The organism is Neorhizobium tomejilense (assembly GCF_964254135.1).
GTDB classification, from domain to species: domain Bacteria; phylum Pseudomonadota; class Alphaproteobacteria; order Rhizobiales; family Rhizobiaceae; genus Neorhizobium; species Neorhizobium tomejilense.
Genome location: NZ_CAXUSO020000002.1, coordinates 248636 through 266758 on the forward strand (window position 1 = coordinate 248636; position 18123 = coordinate 266758).

The following is an 18123-nucleotide window of genomic DNA, read 5'->3' on the forward strand; positions in this document are numbered from 1 at the left end:
GGGAGGCACGACGGCATCCGGGCGGATGCTCGCTAGGGTTTCCGTTGAACGATCGCCTTTGCGATTGCGGGGCCACCGAGCATGAAGCTTCTGACGCCGTCGCGGACGATGTCGTCCAGAGATTCCGGGGTGGGCGTCGCATAGACGAACCGGCGGATCGCCAGATAGAAGATGCGGCCGTGGAGACCCCAGAACAATTCGGTCTCCCGCTCGCAAAGCGGCGCCTCGCCCGGGCCCGGCAGGCCCAGTTCGTGGCGGAGTTCCAGGCAGGCAGGCTCGATGATCTGCCGGCGCACGATGTCGAGATAGCGCGTCGTGATATCGAAGGTTTTGAGGCCGGAGAAGACGAAGATCCGGACCCAGTCGTAGTGGAAGACGCGTTCCACATATCGCAGATAGAATTCCGTCAGCCGGCTTTCCAGTGACCGGCCGCGGTCGATGATGAGGCCGGCCCAGCTGTCGTCCCAGCGGCTGAGATAGACATGTTCGTAGACCCGCTCGATCAAGGCTTCCTTGCTGGGAAAATGCCGGTAGATCGCCGAGTGGGTGATGCCGATGCGCTTGGCAAGCTCGCGGGTCTGGCCCTCGAAGCCATGCTCGGCGAAGAAGCGGACAGCCTCTTCCAGGATGAATTGTTCGCGCTCGTTCGCCCGCATGTATTGCTTGGGACGCCGCGGTTTTTCTCCGCCACCTTCGCGTTCAAGGCTCTTCTGCTGATCCGTCATGCCTGCCCTGATCTGCCATGCCCGTCGCCGAGTCACCGGCAACCCATTTCTCATAGCGATACCGCGGCCGGCGTTTGAGACCAAGTGGTAATTTTATTTGAGACCAGTTGGTTATTTTTCTTGACCGACGGGTCAACCTGCGAAATATTGTAACCAAGTGGTCACAAATCCGGAGGGCCACGTGGGAGGAGCCGGTGAAGGCGAGAGCTTTCGATTACATGCGCCCGAAATGCGTGCAGGAAGCACTGGAAGCTTTCGTCAGCGCGGATGGTGATGCGAGCTATATTGCGGGAGGGCAGAGTCTTGTCCCGGCGCTGGCACTTCGGCTGCAGGCCCCCGGCCTTCTCATCGATATCGCTCGTCTGGACGAATTGCGCGGTCTCTCCGTCGCCGGCGGACATCTGCGCATCGGTGCGACCACCCGCCACTGCGAAATTCTCGGCTCGAACCTCGTGCGGGAACATGCGCCACTGCTTGCAAAGGCGGCTCCTTTCGTGGCGCACCCGGCGATCCGCAACAAGGGCACATTCGGCGGCAGCCTGGCACTTGCCGATCCCGCATCGGAATTTCCCGCCATGGCGCTGGCGCTCGATGCGATCATTGAAATTGCCTCCGTTGAAGGCAGCCGCCGCGTCGGTGCCGGGGATTTCTTCATCGATCTCTATGAAACGGCGCTTCAGCCCGGTGAGATCATCACCGCGGTATACGTACCCCTGGCAACCGCGAAAACCCGGACGGCCTTTGACGAACTGACCCGTCGGCGCGGCGATTATGCAATCGTCGGGGCGGGGATCGATGCGGAGATGCAGGGCGGTTTTGTCGAACGCATGCGTATCGCCTTCCTTTCGGTGGGCTCGACGCCGGTCAGGGTGCGTGCCGTCGAAGCCGCGCTGACCGGGCGGCAATTGACGCCGGAGACGATCCGGCAGGCACAGGACGTACTCGGCACGGAGCTTGATCCGGTCGGTGACGAGCACACGCCTCCAGAGATGCGCCGGCATCTTGCAAGGGTGCTGCTCGGAAGGCTGCTCGGCCGGTTGGAGGCGAACCTATGAGCGGCAAGCTGACGATTTCGCTGACCGTGAACGGCGAGACAATCGAGGCGCCGGTTGCACCGCGCACCACGCTTGCCGATTTCCTGCGGCAGGACATCCAGCTCACCGGCACCCATACGGGTTGCGAAATGGGTGTCTGCGGCGCCTGCCTGGTGTTGCTGGACGACCAGCCGGTGCATGCCTGCCTGATGTTTGCGGTCCAGGCCGATGGCTGCGCCGTCGAGACGATCGAGGGCCTGACCCATCGCCGAGCAATCGACGATCTCCAGAAGGCGTTTCATGAGCGCAATGCGTTGCAATGCGGCTTCTGCACTCCGGGCATGCTGGTGAGCGCCTACGGGATTCTGGCTTCCGGGGGTGAACCCGATCGCGACGGCATCCGTGACGCGCTCTCCGGAAACTACTGTCGCTGTACCGGTTACGAATCGATCGTCGATGCGATCGAGACGACGGCGAGACAGCGCCGGCAGCATTTGGAGGAGGAGAAGACATGAATGCGTTCGCCGGCTCCATCGACAGGCCTAACTCCTATATCGGCCGCTCGGTATCGCGACCGAATGCCAAGCGTCTGCTCGAAGGCCGGGGGCGGTACGTGACCGATCTCGTGCTGCCGCGCATGTTGCATGCGGCTTTCGTCCGCAGCCCTTATGCGCATGGAAAAATTGTTTCGATCGATATCGATGAGGCAAAAGCCCTCTCCGGCGTTCGCGCGGTCTTCACGGGTGAGGACCTGGCATCGATCTGCGCGCCCTGGACCGGGACGCTCGAGCATTTCAGCAACATGAAGTCTCCGCCGCAAGTGCCGCTACCTCTTGGGAAGGTGATGTGGTCAGGGCAGCCTGTCGTTCTCATCGTTGCCGACAGCAGGGCAATCGCCGAGGATGCCGCCGAACTGGTGATCGTCGATATCGAGGAGCTTCCGGCGCTGGCGGACCCGCTCGAGGCCATGTCTGCCGCGGCGATGTCGCAAGAGCTCGACGACAATATCTGCTTTGCCACGAAACTCGACAGCGGCGGCGTCGAAGAGGCATTCGATGCAGCGGACACAACGGTCGAGCAGAGCTTCATTTTCGGCCGGCACACGGCGGTGACGCTTGAACCGCGCGCGATCGTTGCCGACTACGACCCGAGCGAGAACCGGCTGACTGCGCACCACGCGACCCAGACGCCCTATCAGTTCCAGGATGTCTATTCCCGCCACTACGGCATTCCGGAAGCCAATGTCCGCGTCATCGCGCCGGATATCGGCGGTTCATTCGGAATGAAACTGCATGTCTATCACGAGGAGATGGCGGTCGTCGGCGCGTCGATCCTGCTCGGTCGCCCCATCAAATACGTCGCCGACCGGATGGAATCCTTCGTCTCGGATATTCATGCCCGCGACCACCGGGTGACCGGGCGTCTTGCCCTCGACAGGGACGGTCGCATCACCGCCATGGATGTGGACGACGTCACCGCAATCGGCGCCTTTTCGAGCTATCCGCGCACGAGCGCGGTCGAGGGAAACCAGGTCATCCGCCTGATGGGCGCCCCTTATGACTTCTCTTCCTATCGCGCCAATCTTTCGGTCGTGTTCCAGAACAAGGTGCAGACCAGCCAGTACCGTGCCGTCGGGCACCCGATTGCCTGCGCGGTGACGGAATGCCTGGTCGATGCCGCGGCGCGCGAACTCAGCCTCGATCCGTTTGAAATCCGCGAACGCAATCTCATTCCCGACAGCAGCTATCCCCGCACATCGCCGACCGGGTACCAGTTCGAAAAGCTCTCCCACCAGGTCTGTCTCGCGCGGCTGAAGTCGATCATGAATTATGACGCTCTTCGCGCCGAGCAGGCAGGTCTGCGGCAGAAAGGCATCCTGCGCGGCATCGGTATCGCCCTTTTCGTGGAGATCACCAACCCGAGCCCGGCTTTTTACGGTGTTGGCGGCGCGCGGATTTCCGCGCAGGACGGCGCCATCCTCAAACTGACGCCGTCCGGCGAGGTGCATTGTTCGATTTCGGTGACCGAACAGGGGCAGGGGACGGAGACCATCATCGGTCAGATCGTCGCCGACCAGCTCGGCATCGATCGTGAAAAAGTACGGGTGATGACCGGCGACACCGATACGACACCCCATGGTGGCGCCACCTGGGCCTGTCGTGGAGCGGGCATCGGCGGCGAAACGGCGCTGCAGGCGGCGCGCAAGCTGAAGGCAAATCTGCTCGCCGTTGCGGGTCTCATCCTGCAGGCGCAACCGGGCGAGCTTGATATCCGCGCGGACTGGATCGTCGAGGCGGTCACGGGCCAGCAGCGCGTTAGCCTCTCGGAAGTCGCGCGCATCGCCTTCTTCCGGTCGGACACGCTGCCGCCCGAAACCCAGGCGCAGCTTTCCGTTGTGCATCACTATGCGCCGCAGGGTTATCCGTTCGCATTCACGAACGGAGCCCAGGGCTGCCTGGTCGAAGTGGATGCGGAGACCGGCTTCGTGAAGATACTCAAGCATTGGGTGGTCGAGGATTGCGGCCGCATCATCAATCCGCTGCTGGTGGACGAACAGGTGCGGGGCGGCGTGGTGCAGGGACTGGGCGCGGCCTTTTTCGAGGAATGCCTCTACAACGAGGAAGGTCAGCTCACCAACGGTTCGCTTGCCGATTACCTCGTGCCGATGGCCTGCGAGATGCCGGATATCGAGATTTCCCACGTCGAAACGCCGACCCGGGACACCGAACTCGGTGCAAAGGGCTGCGGCGAAGCAGGGACGGCGGCGGCTTCCGCCGCTGCGATGAATGCCGTCAACGATGCGCTTGTGGGTCACGGCGCGGTGCTGACGCAGATACCGATGACGCCGACGCGCATATTGAGGGCGCTCGGCACGATCTGAATGCAATAACGATCCGATGTCAGGAGGAGGACAGGATGACAAACGGAATTGAGAAGCTGGCTTTGAGGCCGATCGGCCGCCGTGCAGCCCTTATCGGGTTGGCCGGTGTGGCCGGAACACTTTCGATGCCATGGATAGCGCGGGCGCAGGCGGAAACCATCCGCATCGGGTTTCCGACGCCTTTGACCGGCCCGTTCGCCGCCGAGGCCAACGACCAGGTCCGCAGCGCCCAGCTCGCGGTAAAGCTCGCCAACGACAAGGGCGGGATTGCCGGCCGCAAGGTCGAGCTCCTGGTGCGCGACGACAAGCTGAATGCCGGCGAAGCCGCCACCCGCACGCTCGAACTGATCGAAAAGGACAAGGTCCATGCGGTGGTCGGGGCACTTTCGAGCGCCGTGCAGCTTGCGGTCAACGAGGTGACCCGTGCCCGCAGCATGCTGTACATCTCGATCAGCCAGTCGGACACCATCAACGAGATCAAGGATTTCAGCCCCTATACGTTCCATGAGGCCCTAAATCCGACGATGACGACCGCGGTTGTCGCCAAGCACAGTTTCAAGAAGGGTTCGAAGGTCGCCTATCTTGTTGCCGACTATGCCTACGGCCACGAGATGCTGCGCGGTTTCAAGCGGGCAGCCAAGGAAATCGGTGCGCAGACTGTCAGCGAAATCCTGCACCCGTTCGGCGCGGCGGACTATTCGACCTTCATCCCGACCATCCTGGCATCAGGCGCAGACATCCTCTGTATCTGCAATTTCGGCCGCGACCAGGCCAATTCCATCAAGCAGGCGGTTGATTTCGGTGTGAAGGACCAGATGAAGATCGTCGTGCCGGTTCTGCTGCACAACCAGCGGCTTGCGGTCGATCCCGAAGTCTTCGAAGGTGTCACCGGCGGCGCGAACTATTACTGGGGCCTGGAAGAAACGGTGCCTTCCGCAAAGGCGTTCAACGACGCCTTCAGGGCCATGTACAAGGGCACGATCCCGACCGACTACGGAGCCTACGGGTATACCGGCGTCGCTTCGCTGTTGATGGCCATCGAAAAGGCAGGCGGGACGGAGCCACAGAAGGTCATCGCGGCTCTGGAAGCGCTGAAATATGATATCGCCAAGGGAGAGCAGTCCTACCGCAAGTGCGACCACCAGTCGATGCAATCGGTACTCGTCCTGGAATCCAAGGCGAAAAGCGCGATGAAATCGGATGCCGATCTGTTCAAGATCGTCGCCGCGGAACCTGCATCAGAGAGCGTGTTGCGAACCTGCTCCGAACTCGGCTTCAAGAGCTGATACCCTGGGACGGATGAGGTCATGACTGTCCAATTGATTGCAATGCAGCTGTTTTCGGGTCTCGCGCTGGGCGCGGTCCTGATCATGGTTGCGCTCGGCCTGTCGATCATCTTCGGCATGCTCGGCATCGTGAACTTCGCACATGGTGCGCTGTTCATGGTGGGAGCGTATGCGGGCCTCTACGTGGCCGGCCTGACGGGGAGCTTCTGGTGGGCTCTCCTGATCGCGCCGGTCATGATCGGCCTGTTCGGCATGCTGATCGAGCGTTTCCTCATCCGTCCACTCTATGGCCGCTCGCCGGACGATCCGCTGCTTCTAACCTTCGGCCTTGGTTACGTGCTGGTCGAGGCGGTGCGCATATTTTTCGGCACCGACGGCATTCCGTTCTCGACACCGGCAGCCCTTCGCGGCGTGGTGAACCTCGGCATCGGCTTTTTTCCGCTTTACCGGCTTTTCGTCATCGGCGTGGTTGTCGCCGTCCTGTTGCTGCTGTGGATCGGCCTCGAAAAGACGAAATTCGGCCTGATCGTCAGGGCAGGTTCCGCCGATCCGCTGATCATGCGCGTGCTGGGTGTCGATATCAGCAGATTGTGGCTGGTCGTGTTCGGCATCGGGGTCGGCATCACCGCACTCGGTGGCGTGCTTGCTGCACCGATGCGCAATGTCAGTCCGGAAATGGGCACGCTTGTATTGGCCGAAGCCTTCGTGGTGACTGTCATCGGCGGCATGGGCTCGCTTCCCGGCGCCGTCATCGCCGGCCTCATCGTCGGCGTCTCGGTCAGCATGACATCGCTCTTCGCACCGGAAATGGCGACGATCGTCATGTTCGCGCTGATGGCACTCATTCTGCTGGTGCGCCCGAACGGCCTTTATGGCCGCGCCGCGCCTGGACTCTAGGGAGACCGCCATGTCCGTCATCAAAAATGCGGAACTTGTCCCGGCACCCGCCCGACGCAGCTTCGCGACATTGTTTTCCAACGTCAGCCGCTGGCGGGTGCCGCTTTCAATCCTGGCGCTCTGCATCCTGCCCTGGGTGCTGCCCTCGCAGGCGCTGGCCGTCAACGTGTTGATCTACGGCCTCGTCGCGGTCGGTTACAACCTGCTCTTCGGTTACACCGGCCTGCTTTCCTTCGGTCATGCGGCCTTCTTCGGAGCCGGAGCCTATGCGACGGGTATCGCGATCGGTGCTTTCGGAATCCACTGGTTCATCGCGATGCTGATCGGCGTGCTGGTTTCGGGCCTGCTTGCGACGGTCATGGGGGTGCTCGCCATCCGCACGCGTGGCATCTACTTCTCGATGGTGACGCTCGCGCTGGCACAGCTCGTCTACTATGCGGCGCTGCAAGCCTCCTCGTGGACCGGCGGCGAAAACGGTCTGCGCGGCTTTACGGTCAGCACGCTGCACCTTCCAGGCTTCTCGGTAAATTTCCTCGATCCTCTCGCGAAATATTACGCGATCATGATCGTGGTCGCGGCGGCACTCTGGTTCGTGTCGAGAGTGCTGAATTCGCCTTTCGGCGCAGTGATCGAGGCGATCCGCGAAAACGAGACGCGGGCGCGCGCCTGCGGCTATGATGTCGAGCGAACCAAGCTGTTGTCCTTCATCCTTTCAGGCATTCTCTGTGGGCTCGCGGGCACGCTGTCGGCGATGCATCTTTCGATCGTGCCCCTGGATTCGCTCCACTACCATACGTCCGGTCTAATCGTGATGATGACGCTGCTCGGCGGCGCCGGCAGCTTCTTCGGTCCCTTTATCGGCGCGCTGGCGTTTCTTTCGATGGAGGACATCTTCTCGCTCTGGACATCCAACTGGCAGCTCATTGTCGGCGTGATCTTCATCCTCTTTGTCCTCTATCTGCCGAAGGGCATCTGGGGCACCTTGATAGCCTGGGGCAAAAGCCGATGAACGCACCCATCATGAGCGTCACCAATATCGGCAAGCAGTTCGGCGGACTGGTCGCGTTGAAGGACGTGACGGCCGATTTTCAGGAAGGCCAGATCACCGCCATCATCGGGCCGAACGGTGCCGGCAAGAGCACGTTCTTCAACATCCTGTCCGGCGCCCTGAAGCCCTCGAGCGGAACGCTCAGGTTTCGGGGTGCGGATATGGCGGGCGTGCCACAGCACGACTATGTGCACCGCGGCATCGCCCGCTCCTACCAGATCACCAACATCTTCCCCAACCTTTCCGTCCTCGAGAACGTCCGTGTCGCCGCACAGGCTTTCCGATCCCGCATGAACATCTGGGCAGACCGCAGTGCCGATAGGGATAGCCAGGACAGGGCCTTGGCAATGCTCGCATCGGTCGGGTTGTCGGCGCGGGCGGCGACGCCGGCCAAATTCCTGGCACACGGCCAGCAGCGTGCGCTGGAAATCGCCATCGCCCTGGTGGCCGATCCGGCGCTTCTTCTGCTCGATGAGCCGACCGCGGGGATGGGGCCGGAAGAGACGCGCGAGATGGTCGCGCTGATAGAGAAGCTGGCGGCCCAACGCACCATCCTGCTGGTCGAGCACAAGATGAAGATGATCCTCGGCCTCAGCGACCGCGTGCTCGTCCTTCACCATGGCCAGTTGCTGGCCGACGGGACACCGACAGAAATCCAGGCGAACTCCGAGGTTCGTCGCGTCTACCTGGGACAAAATGATGGCTATGCTTGAAATCGAAGGCCTGAACGGCTGGTATGGCGCGAGCCATGTGCTTCACGGGGTATCGTTCGCGGTGGAACCGGGCGAGATCGTCGCGCTTGTCGGCCGCAACGGCGCGGGCAAGACGAGCATCATCCGTTCGATCATGGGGCTTATGCCGCGCACCACCGGCGCCATCCGGTTCAACGGGGAAGACATATCCCGGCTAAAGGCTCATGACCGCTATGTCCGCGGCCTCGCCTATGTTCCGGAAGAACGCCGTATCGTGCGGGGGCTGACGGTGCTGGAAAACCTGCAGCTGGGGCTTGTCGCCGACCGCAAGCGGATCGACGAGGCGGCTGCGATCGACGAGATCGCCCGCAGTTTCCCGCGCCTGAAGGAGCGGTTGCACCAGGAAGGTGTAACCATGTCGGGCGGCGAGCAGCAGATGTTGGCGATAGCCCGCGCCATGATCGCCCGGCCGAAGATGATCCTGCTCGACGAGCCGTCGGAAGGCATCATGCCCGTGCTGGTCGAGGAGATGGGTGCACTGTTCAGGCGGCTGCGGGAGGAGGGGACGACGCTGCTCCTCGTCGAGCAGAACGTCGAATGGGCGCTGAACCTTGCGGATCGGGCGGTTATCGTCGACCAGGGCGAGATCGTCTATCGCAGCGATGCGGCAACACTTCTGGCGGACAAGGACATTCAGGAGCGATACTGCGCGGTCTGAGCCCGCAATTTACCCACTCAATCATCATCATCGAACACAGGGCTTCGTCGCTTGCGCGGCGAAGAGCGATATTTGTATGGAAATCACTGGAGAGTACCGGCTGGAGGAGCCACGCGATGACGTGTGGGCGAGGCTCTTCGATCCCGATGTCCTGCGCCGTTGCATTCCGGGCTGCAAGGAACTGACGCAGACGGCCGAGAACAGTTTCGACGCGAAGGTCGTGCTCAAGATAGGCCCGGTTTCCGCAACCTTTGCGGCCACCGTCGAGATCATCGATATCGAGGCGCCGGAGAGCTGCCGCATCATCGGCAAGGGAAACGGCGGCATCGCCGGTTTCGCCAAGGGAGACTGCGTTGTCAGGCTTGCGCAGGATGGCGACGCCACCGTCCTGACCTACAGCGCCAATGTGGACATCGGTGGAAAGATTGCAGCATTGGGCGGCAGACTGGTGCAGGCGACATCGAAAAAGCTCGCCGACCAGTTCTTTGTCTCATTCTCATCGCGCGAGGGATAACGCGGACTTACGTCGCTTGAAACGGAGATGCGCCTTACTTGAAGTGGGGGTTATCCTCTCGCTCCAGCACCGCCCTTACGGCCGCCCGCTCGCGCATCTGGTTGTGATGCCGCGTGAAACTTTTCAAGCTGTCCATTGGCAGGCCGTTGCTCCTTCCCCAGCCATAGAAAACGAGGGCGTAGGGATCCACGACCGTATACTGGTCGCCCATGATCCACTCGTTGCCGGCAATCAACCCATCTATCTCCTGCATGCTCTCCCAATAGGAGGACACTGCCTTGCTGCGGACGTCGTCATAAATTTCTTTTCTCTCGACGAATCTATAAGGCCTGAACTTCGCTCTCTGGAAGATATGCGGCGTGTTCGAAAACCAGGCCATCTGGGAGATGCACAGCGTCTGGTCGAGAATGTCCGTCGGAAACAGGCCGGCGCCCGGACTGGTCAAGGCAATAAACGTCAATATCGCAGTGTTCTCGGTGATCACCCTGCCATCCGGCGCGATGAGTGCCGGCACTTTGGCGCGGGGATTGATTGCCAGGTATTCCGGAGTCAGATGCTGGTTTTCCGAGAGTAGCGTCCTCACCGGTCTGAACGGCCTGCCGGTTTCCTCCAGGGCGATATGCGATGCCAGCGAACAGGCTCCGGGACTGTAAAACAGTATCAATTCGCCCGTCGGGTTCGATATCCTGCCAGATGCTGCCGATAGATCCGCCATTTTCCATTACCCTTCTTGTTTGATGCGAGCAGAAGCGTTCCCCGGACGCGCGATCCAAAGGTCGATGAAGTGAGATCCCAATCCGAACACGATGGATCCGCCGTCGCGCATCCAACCGTCGTCGCCGGCCGTCTCGTCATGCCATCAGGGCCGCCATGATCCGGTCGCGGGTCATCGGCATATGATGGATGCGTGTGCCCAGGGCATGGGCGACCGCATTGCCGATGGCGGCCGCCGTTGGACCACCTGCGCATTCACCGACGCCGAGCGGCGGGTATTCGCTGGCCTCGACAAGTTCGACGCGAATCTCGGGTATTTGCGAAAAGCGGATGACCGGATAACTTTCCCAGTCGAGCGTCGCGATACCCTGCGGGCCGAAGCGGACCTCCTCGATCAGCGTCCAGCTGATGGCCTGGACGATATTGCCTTCGATCTGGTTGAGAATTCCGTCGGGATTGATGGCGAGCCCGGCATCGACGGCGCACCAGATATCCGTGACTCGCGCTGCCTCATCCACGTCGACGGCGGCGACGACCGCCGCATAGGCCGAAGAATTCTTGTAGCGGGCGAGGCCGATACCCAGACCGCTTCCGGCGCCTCCGGCATCGCGGGATGACCAGTTCGCCATCGCGGCTGCTTTCTCGAGGACGCGACGGGCGCGAGGGTCGGAAAGAATGGCCAGCCGGTATGCAACCGGATCTTCGCCTGCGCGTCCGGCCAGATCATCGAGCAAGCCTTCGATGGCGAAGACGTTCAGCGTCGCGCCGAGGCCACGCAGCGACGAGGTCCGTACCGGCACGTCGTGGATCAGATGCAATTCGATCCGCTTCGGGCCGATATCGTAAAGAGGAATGCCGTTGCGGGCAGCTCCACCGCCGCGTTCAAGCGGAATGTCGAAGGGCTTGCGGTCAGGTGGCGGCGTCTTCATGGCGTGGGCAGCAAGCAGGCTGGCGCCGCCGACACCGGGCCGCTGGCCATGGGTGGCACTCCAGATTTCCGTGGTCCAGTGGACGGGCCGGCCGCCCGCGTCCAATCCTGCATGGACGGCGACGGTCATGGCCGAGGAGAGCGGCTCGTAGCCGAATTCCTCCTCGCGCCGCCACATGAGGCGGATCGGCTGGTCGGGCAGCGCTAATGCAACGAGGGCAGCGTCCAGGGCGGCGTCGTCGGCACCGTTATGGCCATAACAGCCGGCTCCCTGGACATGATGGCAGGCAACCGCGTCGAGAGAAAATCCGACCGTCCTTGCGATATTCTCCCGCAGCGGGTGCATGCCCTGTGCATGGGACCAGACGGTAAGGATGCCATCACGGTAGAGCGCGATCGCGCAGGAGGGCGCGATGGAGCCGTGCGAAAGGAACGGGCGCGTGAAGCGCGCGGAGACACGATCCGTCGCCGTTTCCGGCGGAGGATCGCCCATGAGACGGTCGTCCGAGGGCTGGGAGGCGACCCAGTCGGGCGTTGCCTGTTCGGGTGAGAGACTGAGGGCATTGTCCCAGACGGCGCCTTCCGTTGCAGCGACGGCGGCAGCGCGGACCGCGGTCTCGTCGGTGCCGACGAATGCCACGAAATTGTCGAGGCGAACGATGCGAACGTCGGCTCCCGCTCTGCGCCGGATGATCGTCTCATCCAGTTGCAGAAGCATCGCGCCGGGCCCGGGCTGGCGCAGTGTCCGCGCGTGCAGCATTCCCGGAAGCATCATGTCCTGGATGAAGCCGGATCCGGTGAGTTTGGCCGGCAGGTCCAGCCGTGGGACAGATTTGCCGACGAGGCGGTGAGCGTTTTGGGGTTTTGGCGCAACCGCGCCGGTGGCTTCTGCGGAAAGGTCGATCTCTCCAGCAATGCTCCAATAGTCGATGCCGCTCGGCGCACCGTTCTTCAAGAAGGCGCCGTCCGCGACGGTTAGCTCGTCGGGTGCAGCGTTCAAGCGCAGCGCCGCCCGCGCCAGGGCAAGGGTACGGACTTCCGCTGCGACAAGCCGGATCGCTGCGCCGGAATGCTCGATGGACCAGCTCGAGGCGGTATAACCTTCGCCCGGACCCTCAATGCTGTTGCCGGACATCATCCGCACTTGGTCAATGCGAAGATCCAGTTCCTCCGCCGCGATCTGCGCAAGCGCGGTCAGCACGCCCTGGCCGAGTTCCACCTTGCCGGTACCGATCCGCACCGTATGGTCGTCCTGAAAGCGAAGCCAGCGGTCGAGCCGGGGATTGTCCTTCAGACTGAAGGTAAGCGCGCTCATCAGGCTACCTTCTCGCGCATGTCGGCTGCCGCCTTGAGCACGGCGCGCAAAATGCGGGGGTGCGAACCGCAGCGGCAAAGATTTGCGTCGAGCACGGCGGCGATTTCGGCCCGCGTCGGGTCGGGATTGCGATCGAGGAAAGCCTTTGCCGCGATCAGAATGCCCGATAGGCAATAACCGCATTGTCCCGCCTGCTCGTCGAGGAATGCCTGCTGCAGCGGGTGCAATGCATCCGCCGAGCCCAGGCCCTCGATCGTCGTGATCGTGCGGCCGGAAAGCGTACCGATCTCCCGGCTGCAGGAATAGGCGGCAACGCCGTCGATCAGAACCATGCAGGCGCCGCATTGCTCCAAGCCGCAGCCATAACGGCTGCCTTTCAGCCCCAGGTGATTGCGAAGCACGTCCAGAAGCGGCGCCGTCGAAGGCACGTCCAGTTCATGCACCTGCCCATTGACATTAAGAGTGAGGCATTCGTTCATCCAGCTCAATTCCATCCCTGTGCCAGCGTCTCCAAGTCCCGCCGAGAGGTGTCGCGGCCGAGTGATTGCGGCCGCGACACCGATAAGGCCACTCTGCCTGCGACAAGCTTAGGTCGGCTCGACCAGCCCTGCTTTTACCAGCGGCTCGATCGACCGGATCTCGCGTTCGATCGAGCCGGCCATTTCGTCAGGCGAATTGACGACGGAGGTCAGTCCCAGCGACGCAAACTTCTTCTGCGCTGCCGGCGTATCGCTCCACTCCTTGATGGCGGTGTGGATCTTGCTGACGATCTCCTTGGACATCCCCTTTGGGCCGACAGCGCCGAACCAGAGGGTCTGCTCGTAGCCGTTGAGACCCTGTTCTGCGACGGTCTGCACCTCGGGCAGTTCCGGAATTCGCTTGGCCGAGGTTACCGCAAGCCCGCGGATTTTCGCGTCGCGGATATGGGGGAGATAGTTGGACGGGGCGTCGAGCGCGAAGTGGATGTGTCCGCCCAGCAGGTCGGCCAGCAGCGGCGGCGAGCCCTTGTAGGGAATATGGTTGATCTGCACGCCGGCCATCTGGCCGATGATGGCAGCGGCTATGTGCCCTTTGGTCCCCGCACCCGGATTTCCGATATTCAGCTTTCCAGGGTTTGCCTTCGCATAGGCGATAAGTTCCTGGATCGACTTCGCCGGAGCCGAAGCGCTTGAGCTGAGCAGCGCCGGGCTTTCAGCGACAATGGAGATCGGTGTGAAGTCCACCTGCGGATCGTATGCAAGGTTCTTTTGCACCACCTTGTTGGCCGCGATCGGCGCGCTGCCGCTGATCATGATCGTGTAGCCGTCGGGCGCGGCGCGCGCGAGCCTGCCGCCGGCCAAGGCCCCGGCTGCGCCAGCATGGTTCTCGATGACGAATTGCTGGCCGTATTTGGCCGTCAAGGCGTCCGCGACCAGCCGGGCAATAATGTCACTGGTGCCCCCCGGAGGATAGGCCGAGATCACCACCACCGGTTTGCTCGGCCAACTGTCGGCCAGCGCAATTCCTCTGGACGCCAGCACGGCAGCTGTCCCGCCCAATACGATAAATTCCCGCCTGTTCATTACACGTCTCCTCCCACCCGTTGAATCGAGTTCTATAGGCGCAACACTATCGTGCCGGGTTGCGACCGCGAACCTCTGACTGAGACCATTCCGCTGCTTGGAATGGTCCGCCCAATCGCAAGCCTCGATGGCCGTCAGTCAGCGCCGGCAAGCCAGCGTTCTTCGCCCTCATGAAAAGCGCTCAGTTGGTCCGGCTGATCGTCGCCCAGCAGATCGGATTTTACCGTCACTCCGCGCGTGTGCTGTATATATGCCAGGAACTTGTAGGAGGGACGCATCGTCGACAGGACGGACCAGTCGATGGGAAGTGTCTCCGCCGGGTTGACGGGCTTGGCGATGTCCCTTTCGAACAGGACTTCGAAGGTGAGGAGTTTCCAGGTGCCGCTCTCCCGCACGGCGCGGGAGAAGAACCGGCAGAAGACATGAAGGTCGATCTCGACGCCGTCAGGCCTCGCGCGGTTGAAGATCATCGCCGGGCTTTCCACCGTTGCCCGGTCCCCAGTCACTTGCGCAAAGGCGGGAAAGACCCAGTGTTTGCTGTTTCCGGTCGCCTTCATCCACTCGCGCGTAGCGTCCACATAGGCCTGGCCGCCACGTCCCTCGTACCAGCTTGTCCGGATATAGGCGTCGCGATGGAAGCACGTGCTCATCACGTCAAAACGGCGCTGGTCACGGGCAAAGCGTTCGCGGCGCACGAGATCGAAGAGTTCCTCCCTGTCTAGAAGGGCCTTTAGGCGCGTGCCGTCGTCCTGTTGCATAAGGATCTCCTGGAAGTTGGGCGTATATGGATCCGCGCTGTGCCGATCAGTCGGCTTCCTGCAGCCCTTCCTCGCGCACTTTGCGAAAGCGCGGCGACACGATCGACAGGAGTAGCAGGGCGGCGACGACCAATGTTCCGAGACTGAGGGGGCTCGTGAAGAAGACGCTTGCATCGCCGTGGGAGATCAGCAGCGTCCGGCGCAGATATTCTTCCGCCATGGGACCAAGGATCATGGCGAGGATAAGCGGCGCGGGCTCTGCTCCCATCCTCTTGAAGAAATATCCGAGCACCCCGAACAGCGCCATCATGTAGACGTCGAAAACGCTGTTGTTGATGCTGTAGACGCCGATCGCCATGAAGACGCAGATCGTCGGGAACAGAAAATGGTATGGCACCGAAATCAGCTTTGCCCACATGCCCACGAGCGGAAGGTTCAGGAAAAGCAACATCAGGTTGCCAAGCCACATCGACACGACCAGGCCCCAGAACAGGGCAGGCTGCTGAGACAGGATTTCCGGCCCGGGCTGAACGCCCTGAACGACCAGCGCTCCGATCATCAGAGCCATGGTCGCGGTTCCCGGAAGGCCGAGCGTCAGCATCGGTATGAAACAGGTTTGCGCTGCGGCGTTGTTCGCGGCCTCTGGCGCGGCTACCCCCTCGATCGCACCCTTGCCGAATTGCTCGGGATGTTTCGAGATCTTTTTCTCAAGAGCATATGCCGAGAAGGACGCGAGCAGGACGCCCGCGCCGGGCAAGACTCCGAGCAGGACCCCGATACCGGTGCCGCGCAGGATCGGTGCAGACATCCGGCGCCAGTCCTCAGCCGTCGGGAACAGGCTGCTGACGGGTGCGACCCCGACCACACGTAAACGCTCGTTTTCCAGGTTCATGAGGACGTCGCCCAGACCGAATATGCCCGTGGCGACGACGACGAAATCCAGCCCGTCGAGCAGGTAAGGCGAGCCGAACGTGTATCGTGCGGCCCCTGTATTGATGTCGGTTCCGATCATTCCGAGGACGATGCCGAACAGCGCCATGCCGAAGGCTGTCAGCAGCGATCCGCTGGTCAGCACCATCGAGGTGATGAGGCCGAGCATGATAAGCGAGAAATATTCCGCCGGCCCGAAGGTGAGGGCAAGGCTTGCCAGCAGTGGCGCTGCGATCACGATGAAAAGCGTTCCCACCGTGCCGGCGAAGAAGCTGCCGATTGCGGCCGCCGCCAGGGCGCGCCCCGCTTTGCCCTGCTTTGCCATCTGGTGCCCGTCGAGCGTGGTGACGACGGATGAAGCCTCTCCTGGAAGATTCATCAGGATCGCAGTCGTCGAGCCTCCATACTGCGATCCGTAGAAGATGCCCGCCAGCATGATCAGCGCTGTGTCGACCGGCAGACCGAACGTGAACGGCAAGAGCATGGAAATCGTCGCGATCGGCCCGAGGCCGGGCAGGACACCGACCGCGGTGCCAAGAAGCACACCCGCAAAACAATAGGCGAAATTGGACAGCGTCGTTGCCGTCGAAAACCCCAGGAGAAGTCCATTGAAAATGTCCATGTCAATCCTGCAAAGCGGTTAGAAACCGAGAACCCGTAGCCAGCTTCCCACGATGGGGATGGGTAGGCCGAGGAGTTCGATGAAGACGACGGAGCAGAGCGCGGCAAAGGCGAGAGAGCCTGCGACGGCCTTCCATCCGATGTGAAATTTGATGCTCGTCGCCGCGGTCAAGATCGTCAGCAGGAGAACGGCCAGCGGCAACCCGAGGGTCTCGACCGCCAGCCCGAAAATCACGACCGCGCCGGGGATCAAAAAGAGCGGCTTCCACCGAATGGCCGGCAGCATTTCCGGCCGGACGAATTGCGAACGAAAGAGGACGAGGAGGCCCGTCAACACCAGCAAGCTCGAAATGATGACAGGAAAATAACCCGGCCCCATCCGACCTGATGTGCCGAAGGGGTAACTCATCGCAACTGAAACGGACACGACGCCAAAAGCAACGAAAAAGAGTCCCAGTAGAACGTCTTGGCTCAGCTTCATCCGAGGCTCCCATCCAGAAGTTGTTCAGTCGATTTGCAATTATGCGCGCTCATTTGTCTGTCCAACAAGCGGACGAGTACCCTCGCCACGTCGCAGGTGTTCACAATACAAAGCCGGCTCAAGCTGGCAATGTCGCAGGCAACCTGTTTCGCCAGACGATTGACCAATGATGCGGAAACAGCGGGAAGGCAGCGTCCGAAGGCGCCGCCGCCTGTGAAATATCTGCGGCTTCAGCGGCTAGAGATGGCGGCCTTCGTCGACCGGTATGACGATTCCCGTCGAACTGGTGAGGTTGACGATGCAGGCGGTCACCGCCCGCGCGACATCGTCGGGAGCAGTGATCCTGGCCAGAGGAAGGCGTTCCGCGACTTTTTGCAGCTGGTCCCGGGTCCGGTGAGGAACGAAATCCGTATCCACGCCGGCGGGTGAAACGGAGAAAACGCGAACTTTGGGTGCCAGCACCTTGGCCAGCGCAATTGTCAGCGCATCCAACCCGCCCTTCGCCGCAATATAGGCCAGGCTGCTTCCCACACCGGTCCGGGCCGCGATGGAGGAGATATTGACGACGGCGGCGTTATCGCCTTGCTCCAGCATCGGGCGGAACGCCCGAACCATTGCGAAGGGGCCTCTGAGGTTTATCGCTACCGCGCGATCGAATATGTCGTCGGTGAGCGCGTCGAGGTCGTTTGCCGCGACCGGGGTTGTCGCACCCCCGCAGTTGATCAGGGCATCGAGGCTGCCGAATTTTTCACCGACGGCGACGGCTGCCTCGGCGACGGATGCCGGATCGTCGATCGCGATGCGCAGGGCACTGTGGCCGCTGCCATGAAGGCTTTGGACGACGTCAGCGGCCATCTCCGGGCGGCTGTTGTAGCCGACGACCATGGTGGTGCCCATCCGGGCGAGCCGCGCGGCGATCGCCCGCCCGATCCCGCTGTTTCCACCGGTCACGAGCGCAACTCTTGGAACGGCCAGTTCCGGAACTTCGATCAATGGCATTTTTCCTCCCGAAAAGACCT

At 61.9% G+C, this 18123-nt stretch carries 18 protein-coding genes; 9 read left to right on the plus strand and 9 right to left on the minus strand.

Translation table 11 applies throughout. The features are described from left to right. Positions 1–32 precede the first annotated feature (32 nt). Positions 33–656 carry a TetR/AcrR family transcriptional regulator gene (locus tag ACSQ3G_RS23965; RefSeq protein ID WP_436113181.1) on the minus strand — a complete coding sequence of 208 codons (624 nt, stop codon included), beginning with the start codon at positions 654–656 and terminating at the stop codon, positions 33–35. A 263-nt stretch (positions 657–919) separates the two neighbouring features. On the opposite strand from ACSQ3G_RS23965, the gene ACSQ3G_RS23970 reads away from it, so the two are divergent. From ACSQ3G_RS23970 to ACSQ3G_RS24010, 9 genes are all read left to right on the plus strand, one after another. Beyond that, complete coding sequence (locus tag ACSQ3G_RS23970; RefSeq protein WP_436111971.1) at positions 920–1780, plus strand: FAD binding domain-containing protein; 861 nt, start codon at positions 920–922, stop codon at positions 1778–1780. Beyond that, positions 1777–2274, plus strand: coding sequence for a (2Fe-2S)-binding protein (locus ACSQ3G_RS23975; RefSeq protein WP_436111972.1), 498 nt, complete (start codon positions 1777–1779; stop codon positions 2272–2274). Before ACSQ3G_RS23970 ends, ACSQ3G_RS23975 begins: the two co-directional genes overlap by 4 nt. Further along, a complete protein-coding gene (locus ACSQ3G_RS23980; protein ID WP_436111973.1) occupies positions 2271–4640 on the plus strand; it encodes a xanthine dehydrogenase family protein molybdopterin-binding subunit in 2370 nt (789 codons plus the stop codon). Before ACSQ3G_RS23975 ends, ACSQ3G_RS23980 begins: the two co-directional genes overlap by 4 nt. Before the next feature lie 35 nt (positions 4641–4675). Continuing rightward, on the plus strand, positions 4676–5926 hold the full coding sequence (locus tag ACSQ3G_RS23985; RefSeq protein ID WP_436111974.1) for an ABC transporter substrate-binding protein: 1251 nt from the start codon (positions 4676–4678) through the stop codon (positions 5924–5926). 21 nt (positions 5927–5947) lie between these two features. Further along, on the plus strand, positions 5948–6823 hold the full coding sequence (locus ACSQ3G_RS23990) for a branched-chain amino acid ABC transporter permease (protein ID WP_046610268.1): 876 nt from the start codon (positions 5948–5950) through the stop codon (positions 6821–6823). Positions 6824–6833: 10 nt separating this feature from the next. Next, positions 6834–7832 carry a branched-chain amino acid ABC transporter permease gene (locus tag ACSQ3G_RS23995; RefSeq protein WP_436111975.1) on the plus strand — a complete coding sequence of 333 codons (999 nt, stop codon included), beginning with the start codon at positions 6834–6836 and terminating at the stop codon, positions 7830–7832. After that, the gene (locus ACSQ3G_RS24000; RefSeq protein WP_436111976.1) at positions 7829–8584 is read left to right on the plus strand and encodes an ABC transporter ATP-binding protein; all 756 of its coding nucleotides are present in this window, start codon (positions 7829–7831) and stop codon (positions 8582–8584) included. The genes ACSQ3G_RS23995 and ACSQ3G_RS24000 overlap by 4 nt, the downstream gene beginning before the upstream one ends. Then, positions 8577–9281, plus strand: coding sequence for an ABC transporter ATP-binding protein (locus tag ACSQ3G_RS24005; protein ID WP_046629602.1), 705 nt, complete (start codon positions 8577–8579; stop codon positions 9279–9281). The genes ACSQ3G_RS24000 and ACSQ3G_RS24005 overlap by 8 nt, the downstream gene beginning before the upstream one ends. A gap of 76 nt (positions 9282–9357) precedes the next feature. Then, complete coding sequence (locus ACSQ3G_RS24010; protein ID WP_436111977.1) at positions 9358–9795, plus strand: SRPBCC family protein; 438 nt, start codon at positions 9358–9360, stop codon at positions 9793–9795. 34 nt (positions 9796–9829) lie between these two features. Here ACSQ3G_RS24010 and ACSQ3G_RS24015 read toward each other — a convergent pair whose 3' ends face one another. From ACSQ3G_RS24015 to ACSQ3G_RS24050, 8 genes are all read right to left on the minus strand, one after another. After that, complete coding sequence (locus ACSQ3G_RS24015; protein ID WP_436111978.1) at positions 9830–10510, minus strand: glutathione S-transferase family protein; 681 nt, start codon at positions 10508–10510, stop codon at positions 9830–9832. 136 nt (positions 10511–10646) lie between these two features. After that, entirely contained in the window at positions 10647–12752 is a 2106-nt protein-coding gene (locus ACSQ3G_RS24020) for a molybdopterin cofactor-binding domain-containing protein (RefSeq protein ID WP_436111979.1), read from the minus strand. After that, a complete protein-coding gene (locus tag ACSQ3G_RS24025; protein ID WP_436111980.1) occupies positions 12752–13231 on the minus strand; it encodes a (2Fe-2S)-binding protein in 480 nt (159 codons plus the stop codon). Before ACSQ3G_RS24025 ends, ACSQ3G_RS24020 begins: the two co-directional genes overlap by 1 nt. Before the next feature lie 108 nt (positions 13232–13339). Next, the gene (locus tag ACSQ3G_RS24030) at positions 13340–14314 is read right to left on the minus strand and encodes a Bug family tripartite tricarboxylate transporter substrate binding protein (protein ID WP_436111981.1); all 975 of its coding nucleotides are present in this window, start codon (positions 14312–14314) and stop codon (positions 13340–13342) included. 134 nt (positions 14315–14448) lie between these two features. Continuing rightward, a complete protein-coding gene (locus ACSQ3G_RS24035; protein ID WP_436111982.1) occupies positions 14449–15072 on the minus strand; it encodes a nuclear transport factor 2 family protein in 624 nt (207 codons plus the stop codon). 46 nt (positions 15073–15118) lie between these two features. After that, positions 15119–16624 (minus strand): tripartite tricarboxylate transporter permease, encoded by a 1506-nt coding sequence (locus ACSQ3G_RS24040; RefSeq protein WP_436111983.1) that lies wholly within the window; start codon positions 16622–16624, stop codon positions 15119–15121. 18 nt (positions 16625–16642) lie between these two features. Further along, positions 16643–17104 carry a tripartite tricarboxylate transporter TctB family protein gene (locus ACSQ3G_RS24045; RefSeq protein ID WP_436111984.1) on the minus strand — a complete coding sequence of 154 codons (462 nt, stop codon included), beginning with the start codon at positions 17102–17104 and terminating at the stop codon, positions 16643–16645. 237 nt (positions 17105–17341) lie between these two features. Next, entirely contained in the window at positions 17342–18103 is a 762-nt protein-coding gene (locus ACSQ3G_RS24050; protein WP_436111985.1) for an SDR family NAD(P)-dependent oxidoreductase, read from the minus strand. Between the last annotated feature and the right edge of the window lie 20 nt (positions 18104–18123).